At 63.8% G+C, this 15,988-nt stretch carries 11 protein-coding genes; 6 read left to right on the top strand and 5 right to left on the bottom strand.

The window, feature by feature from the left end; genetic code table 11:
• Positions 1–73 precede the first annotated feature (73 nt).
• The 3 genes from ABB26_RS16395 (at position 74) to mutS (ending at position 4,965) form a co-directional block, all read left to right on the top strand.
• Positions 74–952: a cation diffusion facilitator family transporter gene (locus tag ABB26_RS16395; protein WP_245626251.1), complete on the top strand. Its 879-nt coding sequence runs from the start codon at positions 74–76 to the stop codon at positions 950–952.
• Positions 949–2,268: an amino acid permease gene (locus tag ABB26_RS16390; RefSeq protein WP_057635785.1), complete on the top strand. Its 1,320-nt coding sequence runs from the start codon at positions 949–951 to the stop codon at positions 2,266–2,268. The genes ABB26_RS16395 and ABB26_RS16390 overlap by 4 nt, the downstream gene beginning before the upstream one ends.
• A 141-nt stretch (positions 2,269–2,409) precedes the next feature.
• Positions 2,410–4,965 carry a DNA mismatch repair protein MutS gene (gene mutS, locus ABB26_RS16385; protein WP_245626252.1) on the top strand — a complete coding sequence of 852 codons (2,556 nt, stop codon included), beginning with the start codon at positions 2,410–2,412 and terminating at the stop codon, positions 4,963–4,965.
• Positions 4,966–5,045: 80 nt separating this feature from the next.
• Here the strand turns inward: mutS and ABB26_RS16380 are convergent, their stop codons facing one another.
• A complete protein-coding gene (locus ABB26_RS16380) occupies positions 5,046–5,666 on the bottom strand; it encodes a glutathione S-transferase family protein (RefSeq protein ID WP_057635783.1) in 621 nt (206 codons plus the stop codon).
• A 73-nt stretch (positions 5,667–5,739) separates the two neighbouring features.
• Positions 5,740–6,426, bottom strand: coding sequence for a helix-turn-helix transcriptional regulator (locus ABB26_RS16375; protein WP_057635782.1), 687 nt, complete (start codon positions 6,424–6,426; stop codon positions 5,740–5,742).
• A 226-nt stretch (positions 6,427–6,652) separates the two neighbouring features.
• Here ABB26_RS16375 and ABB26_RS16370 point away from each other — a divergent pair, with 226 nt between their 5' ends.
• Together ABB26_RS16370 and ABB26_RS16365 are read left to right on the top strand one after the other, a co-directional pair.
• Positions 6,653–8,299, top strand: coding sequence for a catalase (locus ABB26_RS16370; RefSeq protein ID WP_425477271.1), 1,647 nt, complete (start codon positions 6,653–6,655; stop codon positions 8,297–8,299).
• A 152-nt stretch (positions 8,300–8,451) separates the two neighbouring features.
• Positions 8,452–9,063, top strand: a complete 612-nt coding sequence (locus ABB26_RS16365) for a DUF937 domain-containing protein (RefSeq protein ID WP_057635781.1) — start codon at positions 8,452–8,454, stop codon at positions 9,061–9,063.
• Between the two features lie 236 nt (positions 9,064–9,299).
• Here the strand turns inward: ABB26_RS16365 and ABB26_RS16360 are convergent, their stop codons facing one another.
• Complete coding sequence (locus ABB26_RS16360) at positions 9,300–9,707, bottom strand: RNA-binding S4 domain-containing protein (RefSeq protein ID WP_057635780.1); 408 nt, start codon at positions 9,705–9,707, stop codon at positions 9,300–9,302.
• Positions 9,708–9,831: 124 nt separating this feature from the next.
• Between ABB26_RS16360 and ABB26_RS16355 the strand changes: the two genes are divergently transcribed.
• Positions 9,832–11,331 (top strand): MATE family efflux transporter, encoded by a 1,500-nt coding sequence (locus ABB26_RS16355; RefSeq protein WP_057635779.1) that lies wholly within the window; start codon positions 9,832–9,834, stop codon positions 11,329–11,331.
• 86 nt (positions 11,332–11,417) lie between these two features.
• Here ABB26_RS16355 and ABB26_RS16350 read toward each other — a convergent pair whose 3' ends face one another.
• Together ABB26_RS16350 and ABB26_RS16345 are read right to left on the bottom strand one after the other, a co-directional pair.
• On the bottom strand, positions 11,418–12,773 hold the full coding sequence (locus tag ABB26_RS16350) for a Gfo/Idh/MocA family protein (protein WP_057635778.1): 1,356 nt from the start codon (positions 12,771–12,773) through the stop codon (positions 11,418–11,420).
• 116 nt (positions 12,774–12,889) lie between these two features.
• Positions 12,890–15,865 carry a TonB-dependent receptor plug domain-containing protein gene (locus ABB26_RS16345; protein WP_057635777.1) on the bottom strand — a complete coding sequence of 992 codons (2,976 nt, stop codon included), beginning with the start codon at positions 15,863–15,865 and terminating at the stop codon, positions 12,890–12,892.
• Between the last annotated feature and the right edge of the window lie 123 nt (positions 15,866–15,988).

Below are 15,988 nucleotides of genomic sequence, written 5' to 3'. Positions count from 1 at the left end.
CGGGAGAGGGGCTTGAGCAAACAGCCCAGGCCCTGCCATACAACCAATGACCAGCACCCGCCAAGAACAACGCGTGTTGCAACTGTCGATCGCGGCAACCATCGTTGTCGCTGCGATCGGCTTCTCCGGCGGCATGCTGGCGCGCTCACAGGCCATCCTGTTCGACGGCATCTACAGTCTGGTCGACGTCGCACTGACGCTGGTGGCGTTGGCGGTGCTGCGACTGATGGCCAACGAACAGAGCCCTCGCTTTCAATACGGCTTCTGGCATCTGGAACCCATGGTGGAGGCGCTGGGTGGTGCCATTCTCAGCTTGGCCTGCGTTTACGCGCTGGCCAATGCGGTCATCGGTTTCAGTGACGGCGGCCACGACGCCCGGCTTGGTCCAGGACTCGCATGGGCCGCACTGCTGGTCGTGGTGGATCTGGCCATGGCGATATGGATCGGCCGACATGCGCGGAAGCTGCAATCGGGGCTGCTGGCGCTGGATGCGCGCGCGTGGTTGTTGACGGGCCTGATGAGCCTGGCCGTGGTGCTGTCCTTTGTCATCGCCCTGGCGCTGCGCGGTGGTGCGCATGAACACTGGATCCCCTACATGGACCCGCTGGTGCTGGCCTGCATCAGCCTGGCCGCCCTGCCAGTGCCGCTGCGTGCGGCATGGAAGGCAGCACGCGAAGTGCTGCAGGTCGCCCCGGATGAGCTGGATCAACAGGTACAGACGGTGATGCAGCAGTTCATCGCCGAACATGGCTTCGAGGGCTTCACCAGCCATGTCGCCAAGATCGGGCGCATGCAGTTCATCGAGATCCACATCCTGACCAAACCGGAAACCCAGCTCGGCAGCATCGGCGATGTCGACCGGCTGCGCGATGACATCGCCACCCGACTGGATGCACGCTCGGGACGCTTCTGGCTCACCATCGACTTCACTTCCGATCCGGCGTGGACATGAGCCAACCTGCCCCGCAGAAGATGGGCCTGACCATGGCCACCATGCTGGTTGCCGGCAACATGATCGGTACCGGCGTGTTCCTGCTGCCCGCCAACCTGGCCACCGTGGGCAGCATCTCGTCGTTCGGCTGGCTGATCGCCACCGCCGGGGCCATCGCCCTTGGCCTGGTGTTCGCACGCCTGTCGCAGATCAATCCGCAACCCGGTGGCCCGTATGCCTATGCGCGCGACACCTTCGGCAACTACATCGGCTTTGTCAGCAACTACGCCTACTGGTTCGGCAACTGGATCGGCAACGTCGCCATTGCACTGGTGGTTACCGGCTATCTGAGCCATCTGTGGCCGTGGCTGGAAGGCATCTACCCGCGACTTGGCTTCACCCTGGCTGTGATCTGGCTGCTGAGCCTGGCCAATGCACGCGGCGCCCGTTGGATCGGCGCGCTGGAAACCGGCACCCTGCTGCTGGCGCTGATACCGATACTGAGCATCGCCATCGCCGGCTGGTGGTGGTTCGATGCGACCTTGTTCAAGACGGGCTGGAACGTCAGCGGCATGGAAGACAGCGCGGCCATTTCGCGCAGCGCCTCCATCGCGCTCTGGGCATTCATGGGGGTTGAAAGCGCCGCGGTGTCTGCGGATGTCATCGACAACCCCAAGCGCAACATTCCCCTGGCAACCCTGATGGGTCTGGCACTGGCAGCGGTGATCTACATCAGCTGCTCGCTGGTGATCATGGGCATCGTGCCGATGGAACAGCTGCGTGATTCTTCGGCCCCGTTTGCCGATGTCGCCCAGCTCATGGTCGGTCCGTGGGGCGTGGTGGTGATCGCCCTGTGCGCGATCTTCAAATCCATCGGAGCCCTCGGTGGCTGGATGCTGCTGGTCGGGCAATCGGCAAAGGCGGCGGCCGAGGATGGCCTGTTCCCCCGCGTGTTCTGCAAGCTCAACCGCCATGGCATGCCCGGCACCGGGCTGATGATCGTGGCCGTGTTGATGAGCCTGCTGCTGTTTGTCACGTCCTCACCGACGTTGGCACGGCAGTTCGACCAGCTGACCAACATCGCGGTGTTGCTGACCATCATCCCCTACCTGTTTTCAGCCGGCGCCCTCGCCGCCACCACGCTGGAACGCAACGAAACCGGCCTGCTGCGCGCCGGCTGCCTACTCACTGCCGCCGGTGCCGTGGCCTATTGCCTGTACGCCCTACTCGGCGCCGACGCCCAGTTGCTGGCCTATGCCACGGTGGCCCTGCTGTTCAGCGCGGCGCTGTACCCGTTCTTCCGGCAGCGGATGCTGGACGCGGCCAAGGGCGGGTGACTGCGGTCCAGTCCGCCCCTGCTCGTGCACTTCGTACTGCGGGGGACCTGCCCCTACAATGTCGCCTTTATGGCAGCGCTCCTGCCCGGCAATCGAAGTGGAAACCGCGTGACCGAGAAAAAGCCCGAACACACCCCGTTGATGAAGCAGTTCTTCGCAGCCAAGGCCGATTACCCCGACCTGCTGCTGCTCTTCCGGATGGGCGATTTCTACGAGTTGTTCTATGACGATGCGCGCAAGGCCGCGCGCCTGCTGGATATCACCCTGACCCAGCGTGGCAGTTCCGGTGGCGCGCCGATCCCGATGGCCGGTGTGCCGGTACATGCCTATGAGGGCTACCTGGCACGGCTGGTCGCGCTGGGTGAATCGGTGGCGATCTGCGAACAGATCGGCGACCCGGCGCTGGCCAAGGGTCTGGTCGAGCGCAAGGTGGTGCGCATCGTCACCCCGGGCACCGTCACCGACGAAGCCCTGCTGGACGAGCGCCGCGACACCCTGCTGATGGCGCTGTCACGCAACAAGGCCGGCTACGGTCTGGCTTGGGCCGACCTGGCCGGTGGCCGCTTCCTGGTCAACGAAGTCGACAGCGACGACGCGCTGGAAGCCGAGCTGGCACGCCTGGAGCCGGCCGAGCTGCTGATGCCCGACGAAGAAGAGTGGCCGGAATTCCTGCGTCAGCGCGTTGGCGTGCGCCGTCGCGCGCCGTGGTTGTTCGATGCCGACAGCGGCCGTCGCCAGTTGCTGAACTTCTTCAAACTGCACGACCTCAGCGGTTTCGGTCTTGACGACAAGCCACGCGCCACCGCCGCCGCCGGTGCCCTGCTCGGTTACGTCGAGGAAACCCAGAAACAGCGCCTGCCGCACCTGACTTCCATCGCGATGGAAAATGCCGGTGAGGCGATCGCGATGAACGCGGCCACGCGCCGTCACCTGGAACTGGATACGCGGGTTGACGGCGATACCCGCAACACGCTGCTCGGCGTGCTCGACAGCACCGTCTCGCCGATGGGCGGACGCCTGCTGCGCCGCTGGCTGCACCGTCCGCTGCGCCTGCGCAACGTGCTGCAGCAACGGCATCATGCGGTCGCCACACTGATTGATCGCGGCACCGATGCGGATCTACGCGAAAGCTTCCGCGCGCTCGGCGACATCGAACGCATCCTCACCCGCATGGCGTTGCGCTCGGCACGCCCGCGCGACTTCTCCACCCTGCGTGATGGTTTGGCGTTGCTGCCGGCGATCACCGAACAATTGCAGCCGCTGGATTCCCCTCGCCTGCAGCAGCTGCGCGCCGAACTGGGTTCGCATGATGAAAGCGCCCATCTGCTGGCCAGCGCGATTGCCGAGCAACCGCCGCTGAAGTTGTCTGACGGCGGTGTGATCGCCGAAGGCTATGACGCAGAGCTGGACGAACTGCGGCGCCTGTCCACGCATGCCGACCAGTTCCTGATCGACCTGGAACAGCGCGAGCGCGAGGCCAGTGGCATCGCCACGTTGAAGGTCGGCTACAACCGCGTCCACGGTTACTACATTGAAATCAGCAAGGGCCAGGCCGACAAGGCGCCGGTGCATTACACCCGCCGGCAGACGCTGACCAATGCCGAGCGCTACATCACCGAGGAACTGAAGAGCTTCGAGGACAAGGTATTGTCCGCGCGCGAGCGTTCGCTGAGTCGTGAAAAACTGTTGTACGAAGGGCTGCTCGACATCATTGCCGAGCACCTGGAACCGCTCAAGCGTTGTGCGGCCGGCCTGAGTGAACTCGACGTATTGGCAGCATTCGCCGAACGCGCGCAGGCGCTGGACTGGTCACAGCCACAGTTGCAGGAAGCGCCCTGCCTGCGTATCGAACGTGGCCGCCACCCGGTGGTGGAAGCCGTACGCGATGCGCCGTTCGAGCCGAACGACATCGACCTGCATCCGGACCGCCGCATGCTGGTCATCACCGGCCCGAACATGGGCGGTAAATCGACCTACATGCGCCAGAACGCCTTGATCGTGCTGCTGGCGCACATCGGCAGCTTCGTGCCGGCCAGCCGCGCGGTGATCGGCCCGATCGACCGCATCCTGACCCGCATTGGTGCGGGTGACGATCTGGCCAAGGGCCAGTCCACCTTCATGGTGGAAATGGCCGAGACCAGTTACATCCTGCACCACGCCACTGCGCACTCGCTGGTGTTGATGGATGAAATCGGCCGCGGCACATCCACTTATGACGGCCTGGCATTGGCCGATGCGGTGGCACGTCACCTGGCGTACCAGAACCGCTGCTACACGCTGTTTGCCACGCACTACTTCGAGTTGACCGCCTTGGCGGATGAAAGCCACGAAGGCGGCGCCAGCGGCATCGCCAACGTGCATCTGGATGCGGTGGAACATGGCGAGAGCCTGGTGTTCATGCATGCCGTGAAGGATGGCCCGGCCAACCGCAGCTTCGGCCTGCAGGTGGCTGCCCTGGCTGGCTTGCCGCGCTCCACCGTGGCCCAGGCGCGACGTCGCCTGGCCGAGTTGGAACAACGTGGTGGCGAGACTCAGAGCGCTGCGATGGCACCACAGGCATTGGATGCGCCACAACAGTTTGGTTTGTTCGCTGCGCCAAGCTCGGCCGCATTGGACGCGCTGCAGGCGATCGACCCGGATGAGCTGACGCCCAAGCAGGCGTTGGAAGCGTTGTATCGCGTGAAGTCTTTGCTGTAACGAAATGCCGAGGGCCGCGAAAGCGGCCCTCGGTGCGTCCAGACGAGCTTCGCGCCCGAGGCCACTCCTAGCAGACGGGCTCAGGCTGCACGGGCGGTCACCAGCGCATCATCCAGCTCACCCGCACGCACCGACGCCGGTCGCTGCAGATGGACTGCGCAGTAATCGGTGAACACCGGCTTGGCCTCAAGCTCGCCGACGCGCATGTAGTAGCTCAGGAAGGAGGCCATATACAGATCGGCGACGGTGAAGCCATCGCCGACCAGATAGCGCTTGCCGGCCACCGCCGTTTCCAATGTGTGCATCAGATCCTCGACGGTGCCATAACCCGCTTCCATTGGCGGTGCCAGCGAGCCATGACGACGATCGGTGACGAAAGCCTCCAGCGGCCCGGCCGCAAACAACACCCAGCGGTAGCAGGCACCGCGCTCGGCGCTGCCCACCGGCGGCAACAACCCCTTCCAGGGTGCCAGATCCGCAAGATGCAGGCAGATCGCTGCGTTCTCGGTAATGACCGTACTACCCTGCAGCAACGCTGGGACCTTGCCCATGGGATTGAGCGCCAGGTACTGCGCGGACTTCATGCTGGTGCCGTACTCCAGTATCACCGCGTCGTAGCGCAGGCCCGTTTCCTCGAGCATCCAACGCGTGATGCGCCCGCGCGATTGCGGATGGGTATGGAACGTTAGCGTGTCGGACATGTCAGGCACCTGCGTTGTAAGGAGCCTGCAGTGTGCGCAGGGGCTGCTGACAGCTGCTGTCAGCAGTGAGGCTTCAAGCGTCGGTGATGCATTGCGCACGCCAGCGCTTCAACAACTGATGACGCTGCGCCGGATAACGTTGCGCCGTGTCTTCCAGTGCCACCAGGCGGTCGGCGCGGAAGTGACGGAAATCGCCGCGCATCTCGCACCACGCCGCCAGCAAGCGGACCTCACTCAGAAACGCCATTGCAAATGGCCAGATCACCCGCTCGCTGCTTTGTCCTGCGGCGTCGCGGTACTGAATGCGTACAGTGTTGCCCGCGCGGATCGCGCGACGCAGTGTCGGCAACCATGGCTCGGGTTTGACGGCATGCCATTTCGGCGCGAACAACGCGCTGGTTTCCACCTGCAGGCGCAAGGTCTCCGGCAGCACGCCGGTCACGCGTTCCAAGGCGGCATTGGCGGCGGCCGCCAGTTCGGGGTCCGCGTGCGATGCCACCCAGCGCGTCCCCAGCACGATGGCTTCCAGTTCCTCGGCCGAGAACATCATCTGCGGCAACAGGAAACCGGCGCGCAGTTGATAGCCGATGCCCGGGTCGCCGGCGATATCCGCGCCCTGCCCGCGCAATGCATCGATGTCGCGGTACACCGTGCGCAGGCTCACCCCAAGGCGCTCGGCAAGCTGTGCGCCGCGCACGGGCTTGCGACGACGGCGTAGTTCATCCAGCAGATGCAGCAAGCGGGTGGCGCGTTGGGTCATTGGGAGAACCGCAGTTCGTGGGCACGCAGCATAACGGGCGAGCCGCATGGTCCGCCGTTCGGGCTTGATGACAGCAAGGCTGTCGCAACGGGAAACATTGCTTATTCATCCCGGGCCATTCAATAGGCAAACCCTATGGATGCGAGCAGATCATTCGATTAGGCATTTCACCTATTCATGCCTACAGTCGGTTCAAGATAGACCCCTGAGCCAGCTGGAGCCAGCCATGAGCAGCAACGACAAGCCAACCTGCCCGTATCACACCGCGCCCTCGCCCGAGCAGGCCGCCCAAGCACAGCGCGACACCAGCACTACGCCAAAGCAGAAGCAGGGCGATGCACCGGTGACGCCGATGACCACCGCCTTTGGCGCGCCAGTGGTGGACAACCAGAACAGCAAGACCGCCGGCCCGCGCGGGCCGCTGCTGATGGAAGACGTGTGGCTGCTGGAGAAGCTGGCCAACCTCAACCGCGAGATCATTCCCGAGCGGCGCATGCACGCCAAGGGTTCCGGCGCGTTCGGCACCTTCACCGTGACCCACGACATCAGCAAGTACACCCGCGCCAAGCTGTTCTCGGCGGTGGGCAAGCAGACCGAGATGTTCGCCCGCTTCACCACCGTGGCCGGCGAGCGCGGCGCGGCCGATGCCGAGCGCGACATCCGTGGCTTCGCACTGAAGTTCTACACCGAGGAAGGCAACTGGGACCTGGTGGGCAACAACACCCCGGTGTTTTTCCTGCGTGACCCGCGCAAGTTCGGCGACCTCAACAAGGCGGTCAAGCGCGACCCGCACACCAACCTGCGCAGCGCACGCAACAACTGGGATTTCTGGACGCTGCTGCCCGAGGCCTTGATGCAGGTGACCGTGGTGATGAGCGACCGCGGCATCCCGCGCAGCTTCCGTCACATGCACGGTTTTGGTTCGCACACCTACAGCTTCACCAACAACGACGGTGAGCGCTTCTGGGTGAAGTTCCATTTCCACAGCCAGCAGGGCATCGAAGCGTTGACTGATGCTCAGGCCGAAGTGCTGGTGGGCAAGGACCGCGAAAGCCATGGGCGTGATCTGTTCAAGGCCATCGAGCGCGGCGAGTTCCCGAAGTGGAAGCTGTTCGTGCAGGTCATGCCGGAGCTGGAAGCGGAGACCTATCGCATCCATCCGTTCGACCTGACCAAGGTGTGGCCCAAGAGCGACTACCCGCTGATCGAAGTAGGCGAGTTCGTGCTCAACCGCAACCCGGACAACTGGTACCAGGACGTGGAGCAGTCGGCATTCGCACCGAGCAATCTGGTGCCGGGCATCGGCCCGTCGCCGGACAAGATGCTGCAGGCGCGCCTGTTCGCCTACACCGATGCACAGCGTTACCGCCTGGGCGTCAATCACCACCAGATTCCGGTGAACGCCGCACGTTGCCCGGTACACAGCAATCACCGCGACGGCACCATGCGCGTGGACGGCAACTACGGCGGCCTGCCGCATTACGAGCCCAACAGCTATGGCCAGTGGCAGGAACAACCGCAGTTCCGTGAGCCGGCATTGAAGATCCGTGGCGATGCCGACTTCTGGAATTTCCGCGAAGACGACAACGACTACTTCAGCCAGCCCGGCGCGCTGTTCCGCAGCTACAACGCCGAGCAGAAGCAGCGCCTGTTCGACAACACCGCCCGTGCTCTGGGCGACGCGCCGGACTTCATCAAGCAGCGCCACATGGACAACTGCAACAAGGCCGATCCCGCCTACGGTGCCGGCATCGCCGCCGCGCTGCAGAAGCTGGCCTCCTCGGCGGCACCGGCAGATCCGTTCGCACCGCCGCCGCATCCGGGCAGCGATTTCCCCGCCGCCACACCCGGCGCCGAGGACATCGAGCTCTGATTCACCGGCCCCGCCTACAAAGCGGGGCTTGCTGGTTCCATCAACGCCCGGGGTGCACGCGATGCATCCCGGGCGTTGATGTCAGGCTCCACGCAAACACCCTTCCCAGAGTTAACATCCCGCTCTGCCACCCATTGCAAGGAATCCAGAACATGAGCCTGACCGACGACCTCCTCTCCCAGCTGCAGGGTGCGCCCCTGCAACAGGTTTCCCAGCAACTGGGCATCGACCCGCAGCAGGCATCCGGTGCGGTCAGTGCGGCACTGCCCTTGTTGATGGGCGCCCTGGGCAACAACGCGGCGCAGCCGCAGGGTGCGCAGGCGCTGCTGGGCGCGTTGCAGACCAACCACAGCGGGCTGGATATCAGCAGCGTGCTGGGTGCGGTACTCGGAGGTGGTGGTGGTAATCCGGCTGCCAACGGCGCCGGCATTCTCGGTCATATCTTTGGCGGCAATGAAACCCGTGCTGAAACCGGCCTGGCCCAGGCCACCGGCCTGAGCCCGAGCAGTTCAAGCCAGTTGCTGAAGATCCTGGCCCCGATCGTGATGGCCTTCCTGGCGCAGCGCATGGCCAGCGGTGGCAGCCAGACCGATGCAGGCGGCCTGGCACAGATCCTGGGTCAGGAAAAGCAGCAGGTCACCCAGGCCGGCGGCATCGGTGGCGGCCTGCTGGGCAGCGTGCTGGACCAGGATGGTGACGGCCAGTTCGGCGTCGGCGATCTGATCAAGCTCGGTAGCGGCCTGCTGGGCAGCGGAAAGCGCTGAGTCCAGCGCTACGTGTTTCAAGCCTGACGAAAACGCCACCCTTGCGGTGGCGTTTTTTCTAGCGGCAACGGATGCAATGCCGAGCCATGCCCGGCATGAGGCTGTACAGGAAATGCTCCTTGCCGAGCTTGGCTCGGCACTACTGCTGTCGCGTTCTTTCCATGCGCTGCCTGAGATCACAGACATTGCCTGTATCTGTCGAATCCCGGCTTCGCGGCCAAGGCCGCTCCTGCGAATTACAACGCGTCCAGATCACCCAACGCGCGGATCAGGCGGCGGGCACGCTTGTCGGGTTTGTGTTCCGGTGCGCGGTAGCCGGTGCGTTCGGCCGCACGGCGCAATCTCACCTCCTCACGCGCCTTCTGCGATGATTCGCTTTCCTCGTACAGCGCCTGCGCGACCGGCGCCGAGCCGCGTGTTTCGCTCAAGCCGCTGACGCGCAGCTCAAACACTTCCTCACCGCGCTGCACGCGCATGGCATCGCCGATGCGGATCGCACGCGAGGATTTGGGACGCTGCCCTTCGACCTCCACCTTGCCGGTGTCCACCGCCTGTTTGGCCAGGCTGCGGGTCTTGAAGAAACGTGCGGCCCACAGCCATACATCAAGACGAATGCTGGGGACGGGTACGGCTTCTTGGTTCATCGTATTCCTGTTGTCTCCGTTCAAAACGCCGCGCACCAAGGGTTGCCGGGATGCATACCAATGGTCGGCGCCGTCACCTGCAAGATGCTAGTGTGCCTGCCTCGTTTAAAAACAGCGGCATCCAATGTCGAAAGCCAGCCAAGCCCGCTCCCTCACCGAAGGTCCGATCGGGCGCAGCCTGCTGCTGTTCTCGCTGCCTATTCTCGCCGGCAACATGGCGCAGTCGCTGAATGGGTCGGTCAATGCGATCTGGGTAGGCAAGTTCCTCGGCGAGGCGGCACTGACCGCCACGGCCAACGCCAACAACATCATGTTTTTCCTGATCGGTTCGGTGTTCGGCATCGGCATGGCCGCCACCATCCTGATCGGCCAGTCCATCGGCGCCAAGGATCTGCCGCAGGCACGTCGGGTGATGGGCACCAGCGCGACCTTCTTCATCGGGCTGTCGGTGGTGATCGCGGTGGCCGGCTGGTTCCTGTCGCACCGGCTGTTGCTGGCGATGGGCACACCGGCCGAATCACTGCCAATGGCCGACGCCTACCTGAAGGTGATATTCCTCGGCATGCCGCTGATCTACGCGTTCGCCTTCCTGACCGCGGCCCTGCGTGGTGCGGGTGATGCACGCACGCCGTTCCGCTTCCTGCTGCTGTCGGTGCTGCTGGATATCGGCATCAATCCCTTGTTGATCTTCGGCCTGGGCCCGTTCCCGGAACTGGGCGTGGCCGGTGCGGCGTGGGCAACCTTCTTCGCACAGGGCCTGGCGCTGGCGGCGATGCTGCTGTACCTGCGCAACAAACGCCACATGCTGTGGCTGGGGCGCAAGGATGCAGCGCTGCTGAAGATCGACCCGGTGATCCTCAAGGCACTGGTCATCAAGGGCGTGCCGATGGGCTTGCAGATGGTGGTGATCTCGCTGGCGATGATCATGATGATCTCCATGGTCAACGCCTACGGCGTGGCGACCGCCTCGGCTTACGGCGCCGCCCTGCAGCTGTGGACCTACGTGCAGATGCCGGCGATGGCCATTGGTGCGGCCTGCTCCTCGATGGCCGCACAGAATGTGGGTGCCGGCCGCTGGGACCGCGTGCATGCCACCGCACGCACCGGCGTGCTGTTCAACTTCCTGCTGACCGGGGCGCTGATCGCACCGATCATCCTGCTTGATCGCAGCACGTTGGCGCTGTTCCTGCCCGGCGACAGCCCGGCGCTGGAAATCGGCCGCCACCTCAACCACATCTCGGTGTGGTCGTTCCTGTTCTTCGGCGTGACCTTCGTGGTGTCGGGTGTGGTCCGTTCGACCGGTGCGGTGGTACCGCCGCTGTTGATCCTGGCAGTGGCGATGTGGGGCATCCGCGTGCCGTTCGCCAAACTGCTGCAACCAGAGTTTGGCGTGGACGCAATCTGGTGGAGTTTCCCGGTGAGCGCGTTCTGCTCGATGCTGATGGTGATGGCCTATTACCGCTGGGGTAACTGGCGCAAGGCCAAGATGCTGGACAGGCACGCGACCGACACGCTGGCCACGCCAGCGGAGGTGCCCTCCACGCCCCCCTCACCCGTGGCGGATGCCAATCCGGAAGTGGAGGCTGGTGTTGATGAGGTGGCTGAGAGCGCTGTCCGGCGTTAGTGCACGAGCGCTACCGCTCCGCAACCCTCGCCTTGCCATCGGCAAAGGGAGGGGGCAAAAGCATGCCCTCCCCCTGGGATAGCGCTTTAGTACTTCCCGTCGAACGCGAAGATCGGCTTGCGCTGCTGCCACAGGCCCTTGGTGAAGTCCGGGAACTCCAGGGTCTGGAAGCTGTTGGCGATGGACTGTTCGGACAACGGAGTGATCGCACTCCAGGTCACTGCATCGTAGATGTCGATGGGCATCGGCGCCCTGGCCTTCAGCGCCTCGACAAAGGCGTGGATCACGAACCAGTCCATGCCGCCATGGCCGGCGCTGGCAGCGGTGTCGGCATGCTGCTTCCACAGCGGATGCTCGTACTGGTCCTGGTAGGTCTTGAACTCTTCCCACTGGTGCGGCGGGCTGCGGCCTTCGATGTGGATGCCGTGGTTGACGTCCATCCACAGGCCCTTGGTGCCCTGCACGCGGAAGCCCATCGAGTACGGGCGCGGCAGCGAGGTGTCGTGCTGCAGCAGGATGGTCTCGCCGTTCTCGCAGGCCAGCGTGGTGGTGACGATGTCACCCAGCTTGAAGTTTACCTTGGTGCTGGGATGCGTGGTGCCGCCGCTCTTGGCCACGGTGTACTCATGCAGGCCGCGCGCCTTGCTGGCAAACGCATTGATATGGGTGAAGCGATTGCCGCGATTGATGCCGGTGTACATCGCGCACGGGCCGATGCCGTGGCTGGGATACAACTCTCCATTGCGCTGCACCGAGTGCTCGGTGCGCCAGCGTGCTTCCGACCAACCCTTGGCGCCGAACTCCACGCCACTGTCGTAGGGATGCTCCGGCGTGCCGTCGTTGAACTTAACCCCGCGCAGATCGTGCTGGTAGCCTCCCTGCAGGTGCACCAGTTCGCCGAACAGACCTTCGCGCACCATCTGCAATGCAGCCATCACATCGCGGCGATAGCAGACGTTCTCCAGCAGCATGTACGGCGTACCGGTGCTGAGCTGGGTGTTGAGTACATCCCAATGGTCCTGCAGGGTAATACCGGCAACCACTTCGCAACCCACCGCGACCTTGGCCTGCATCGCGGCAATCGCCATCGGTGCATGCAGTTCCCATGGGGTGGCGATGATCACGCCATCCAGGCCACGCTGCTCCAGCAGGCGCTTCCAGGCATTCATGTCACGGTCTGCGCCGTAGGCTTGCGGTGCAGGTTTGCCGGCCTTGGCCACCATGTCCATGGCGCGGCCGAGCATGATCGGCTCGATGTCGCACACGGCAACCACTTCCACGTCATCGCGGCGCACCAGTTCCTTCAGCAATACCAGACCGCGCATGCCGGTGCCGATCACACCCAGGCGCACCTTGCGGCCACGTGCCCAAGCCGGCGTGTTCGGCAGCAGGCTGGTGGCGGCCAGGGCCGCGCTGGCCATGATGAATTCCCTACGCTTCATTGTGTTTCCTCTTTCAGGGGTCGTGCCGGTCATGGCAGGCGTGCCGCGACCGTGCTGACGGTGTCACTGTCTTCCCCCTCATGCAATGCATGAGGGGGAAGCGCTGCTGCGGTGGATCAGAACTTGTAGGTGGCGGTCACGCTGTAGATGCGACCGAAGTTGTTGGCGTAGCCGGCGAAGTTCATCCAGTCGTTCGGATCGTAGAACGGCAGGCGGTTGAACAGGTTCTTCACGGTCACGCCGACGCTCAGCTTCTCGATCGGACGCCAGTTCACGCTCAGGTTGGCCGTCCACCACGCCGGTGCGCCGCCGCAATGGCCGGGGGCCAGGTCGAGGTAGCTGCCGGTGCAGGTCTCGGCGTTGTTGTCCTGCGCATCGATGCGGTCATAGGCCCACTTGGTGCCACCAACATAGTTGACGTAGAAGCCGGTATCCCACTTGCCATACGTCCAATTGGTGTTGAACGTGGCGCGTACCTTGGGGTTGTTGTAGTAGCCAACCAGGTTGCCGTAGTACCAGCCGTCACCGTTGTCGGAGTTGTACATGTTGCGGTTGGCGATGGTAGCTGCCACGCCGATGTTCAGACGGCCCCATTCGCCCAGGTCGAAGCGGCTGCGCAGATCCACATCGAAGCCATCGATCAGGGTGCGGCCACGGTTGCTGTACTGGCCGATCACGCTGGCCACGTTGCCGATGCTATAGCCCGGCAAGGTACCCGGACAGGTCACGCCGCTGGCCGGATCACTGCACATGGCAGCCAGTGCCGCCAGATTGGACTTGTCGGATTCGGTGATCGGGAAGCGGGTCATCGAGTCGATGTCCTCTTCCTTGCTGTAATCCGGCGCGACGATCTCGTCGCGGCGGTAGACGAACCAGTAGTCGGCCGACACCGACAGCCAGTCGGTCGGTTCCAGCACGAAGCCCAGCGTCGCGATCTTCGCCTTTTCCGGCTTCAGGTCCTGGTTTGGCTGGGTCATGCGTGCCACGTTGCGACTGCAATCACTGTTCCACAGGCTGTTGCCGAGATCCTGATCGACGCCGCGGTTGGACTGCCGCAACAGACCAGCGATCGCATTGGTTTCCGCGCAACGGACTTCATCGCGGTAACCACCGATCTGCGCATACACGCCACCACTGCCGGCCTCGGCCAGACTGGGTGCACGGAAGCCTTCCGAATAGGTACCGCGCAGCATCAACTGTGGCAGGGCCTGGTACTTCAGGCCGATCTTCGGTGCCGCGTTGGCGCTGAAGCCGGGGTACTTGTCCAGGCGCAGCGCCAGATCCATTTCCAGCTTGTCGGTGAGCGGTGCAACGGCTTCGGCGAACAGCGCATAGGTGTTGCGCTTGCCGTCGAACCACGAGCCGCCCTGCTGGGTGATCAGGCCATTGGCGGCATCCGGGTTGCCCGGTGTGTAGAAGGTCTCGCGGGTGGCATTGAAGCCGAACGCCGCGCGCACTTCGCCGGCCGGCATGTTGAACAGCGGGCCCTCGATCTTGCCGTCCAGGGTGTGCAGGCGCGTCCACGACTCGATGTCGAAGGTGGGGAAGGCTTCGCGGATCAGCGCCGCATTGGCTTCACTGATCTCGCCGAACTTGTAGGCCGGGTGATCGGAGATGATGACGCGACCGGTGCCCGGATCGATGGTGTACGGACCGAAGGCTTTCTCGAAGCCCTTCAGGTTGACGTTGGTGGTCTGGTAGGTGACAGAGTGCGAGCCGGCGGTCGCGAACGCCGTTTCCCAGTTCCAGTCGCCGGCAGCACCACGCAGACCTGCCACCACACGGTAGCTGTCATCGGTATTGCGCTGGCCGAAGTGGCCACCGCCGACGTCCTGCAACAGGTAACCCAAACCGACCACACCACCCATCATCGCCTTCAGCTCCGGGCTGGCGTGGTTGTATTCGTTGTTCGGGCCCAGCCACGGGGTCAGGAACTGATTGACCGTGTTGCCGGTGTTACGCGAGAACCAGCTCTGCGGATTGCCGGTGGTGGTGCCGTAGGCACGCGGCGTACCGCCATTGGCATGCAGATCGATGTCGGTATAGGTGACTTCGGCAAACGCCTCGGTGCTGTCATTGAGCTGGTAGTGGCCATTGACGTAAGCGGTGACGCGCTTGGAATCCGCGCCGCCGTTGATCTGCCGGTTCATCCAGGTCTGCCAGATGCAACGGGTACCGCTGCTGACCTGCAGCACGTTGTTGCAGCCCGGTGCTGCCTCATCCCTGCGCGCACCGGTGACCGGATCGATGGCGTAGTAATAGCCCGGGTTGAACACGCCCGGCGCACTGCCGGTGTCCAGTCGCAGATTCTTGATGTAGTCCGGATTGTTGACGTAGAACTGGCCCGGATTCTTGAGGTACCACTCGCTGTCCGGGATGCCATCACGTTCATAGAGATTGACGCTGGCATAGACGTTGTAGCCGTCCTCAGCCATGTCGCCGAAGCCGCCGGTGACGCTGGCCTGCTTTTCGCCGAAGGAATCAAAGCGCGAGGCGGTGTCCCAGGTGCCGCTGACTTCCAGCCCCTGGTAGCTGCTCTTGGTGATTACGTTGATGACGCCGGCCACCGCGTCGGTACCGTAGACGGCCGAGGCGCCATCGGTCAGCACTTCCATGCGCTCGATGACGGCGGCGGGAATGGCATCGATGTTGACGAACTGGGTCTGGAAGCCCGCCGGTGCGCCGTAGTACGACAGGCGACGGCCGTTCAACAGCACCAGCGTGCCCTGCGCACCGAGGCCACGCAGGTTGGCCTGCGAAGCGCCGTCCGAACCGGTGAACAGCGACTTGGAATCGACCTGCCCCGGTCGCGCTGCAGGCAGATTGTCGAGCACCTGCAACAGCGTGCGCGCGCCCATGTTCTCGACGTCCTGCTTGCTGATCACCTGCACCGGCGATGCGGTTTCCACATCGGTACGGCGGATGTTGGAACCGGTGACCTCGATGCGGGACAGCTCGGTGGTCTTGTCCTTTTCCTTTTCAGCCTTGTCCTGCGCGAACGCAGGTGCGGCGATGGCGAACAACACGCTGGCAACAGCCAACGATAACGGGGCTGGCAAACAGCGTTTGGCACTGCGATTGGCGGGCAACATCGGGTTCTCTCCTGGCAAGGTCACGCAAAAAGGAAACAATTGGCGGGGCAAAGCGATCCCGGCCCGCGCCCCCTGAGAGCGCAGTCGGTGTGTTGCGGGGGAGCAGCGGTGTTACGAGGTGGC

This window comes from Stenotrophomonas humi, from assembly GCF_001431415.1.
Classification (GTDB): domain Bacteria; phylum Pseudomonadota; class Gammaproteobacteria; order Xanthomonadales; family Xanthomonadaceae; genus Stenotrophomonas; species Stenotrophomonas humi.
Note: the sequence above shows the minus strand (reverse complement) of the source record. Positions and strands in the feature narration are given on the sequence as shown.

What these genes read in the sequence shown, in the direction of transcription:
- ABB26_RS16390 (WP_057635785.1), top strand. Translation starts at nt 949, where the DNA reads ATGAGCCAACCTGCCCCGCAGAAGATGGGCCTGACCATGGCCACCATG.
- mutS (WP_245626252.1), top strand. Translation starts at nt 2,410, where the DNA reads ATGAAGCAGTTCTTCGCAGCCAAGGCCGATTACCCCGACCTGCTGCTG.
- ABB26_RS16380 (WP_057635783.1), bottom strand. Translation starts at nt 5,666, where the DNA reads ATGTCCGACACGCTAACGTTCCATACCCATCCGCAATCGCGCGGGCGC.
- ABB26_RS16375 (WP_057635782.1), bottom strand. Translation starts at nt 6,426, where the DNA reads ATGACCCAACGCGCCACCCGCTTGCTGCATCTGCTGGATGAACTACGC.
- ABB26_RS16370 (WP_425477271.1), top strand. Translation starts at nt 6,653, where the DNA reads ATGAGCAGCAACGACAAGCCAACCTGCCCGTATCACACCGCGCCCTCG.
- ABB26_RS16365 (WP_057635781.1), top strand. Translation starts at nt 8,452, where the DNA reads ATGAGCCTGACCGACGACCTCCTCTCCCAGCTGCAGGGTGCGCCCCTG.
- ABB26_RS16360 (WP_057635780.1), bottom strand. Translation starts at nt 9,707, where the DNA reads ATGAACCAAGAAGCCGTACCCGTCCCCAGCATTCGTCTTGATGTATGG.
- ABB26_RS16355 (WP_057635779.1), top strand. Translation starts at nt 9,832, where the DNA reads ATGTCGAAAGCCAGCCAAGCCCGCTCCCTCACCGAAGGTCCGATCGGG.
- ABB26_RS16350 (WP_057635778.1), bottom strand. Translation starts at nt 12,773, where the DNA reads ATGAAGCGTAGGGAATTCATCATGGCCAGCGCGGCCCTGGCCGCCACC.
- ABB26_RS16345 (WP_057635777.1), bottom strand. Translation starts at nt 15,865, where the DNA reads ATGTTGCCCGCCAATCGCAGTGCCAAACGCTGTTTGCCAGCCCCGTTA.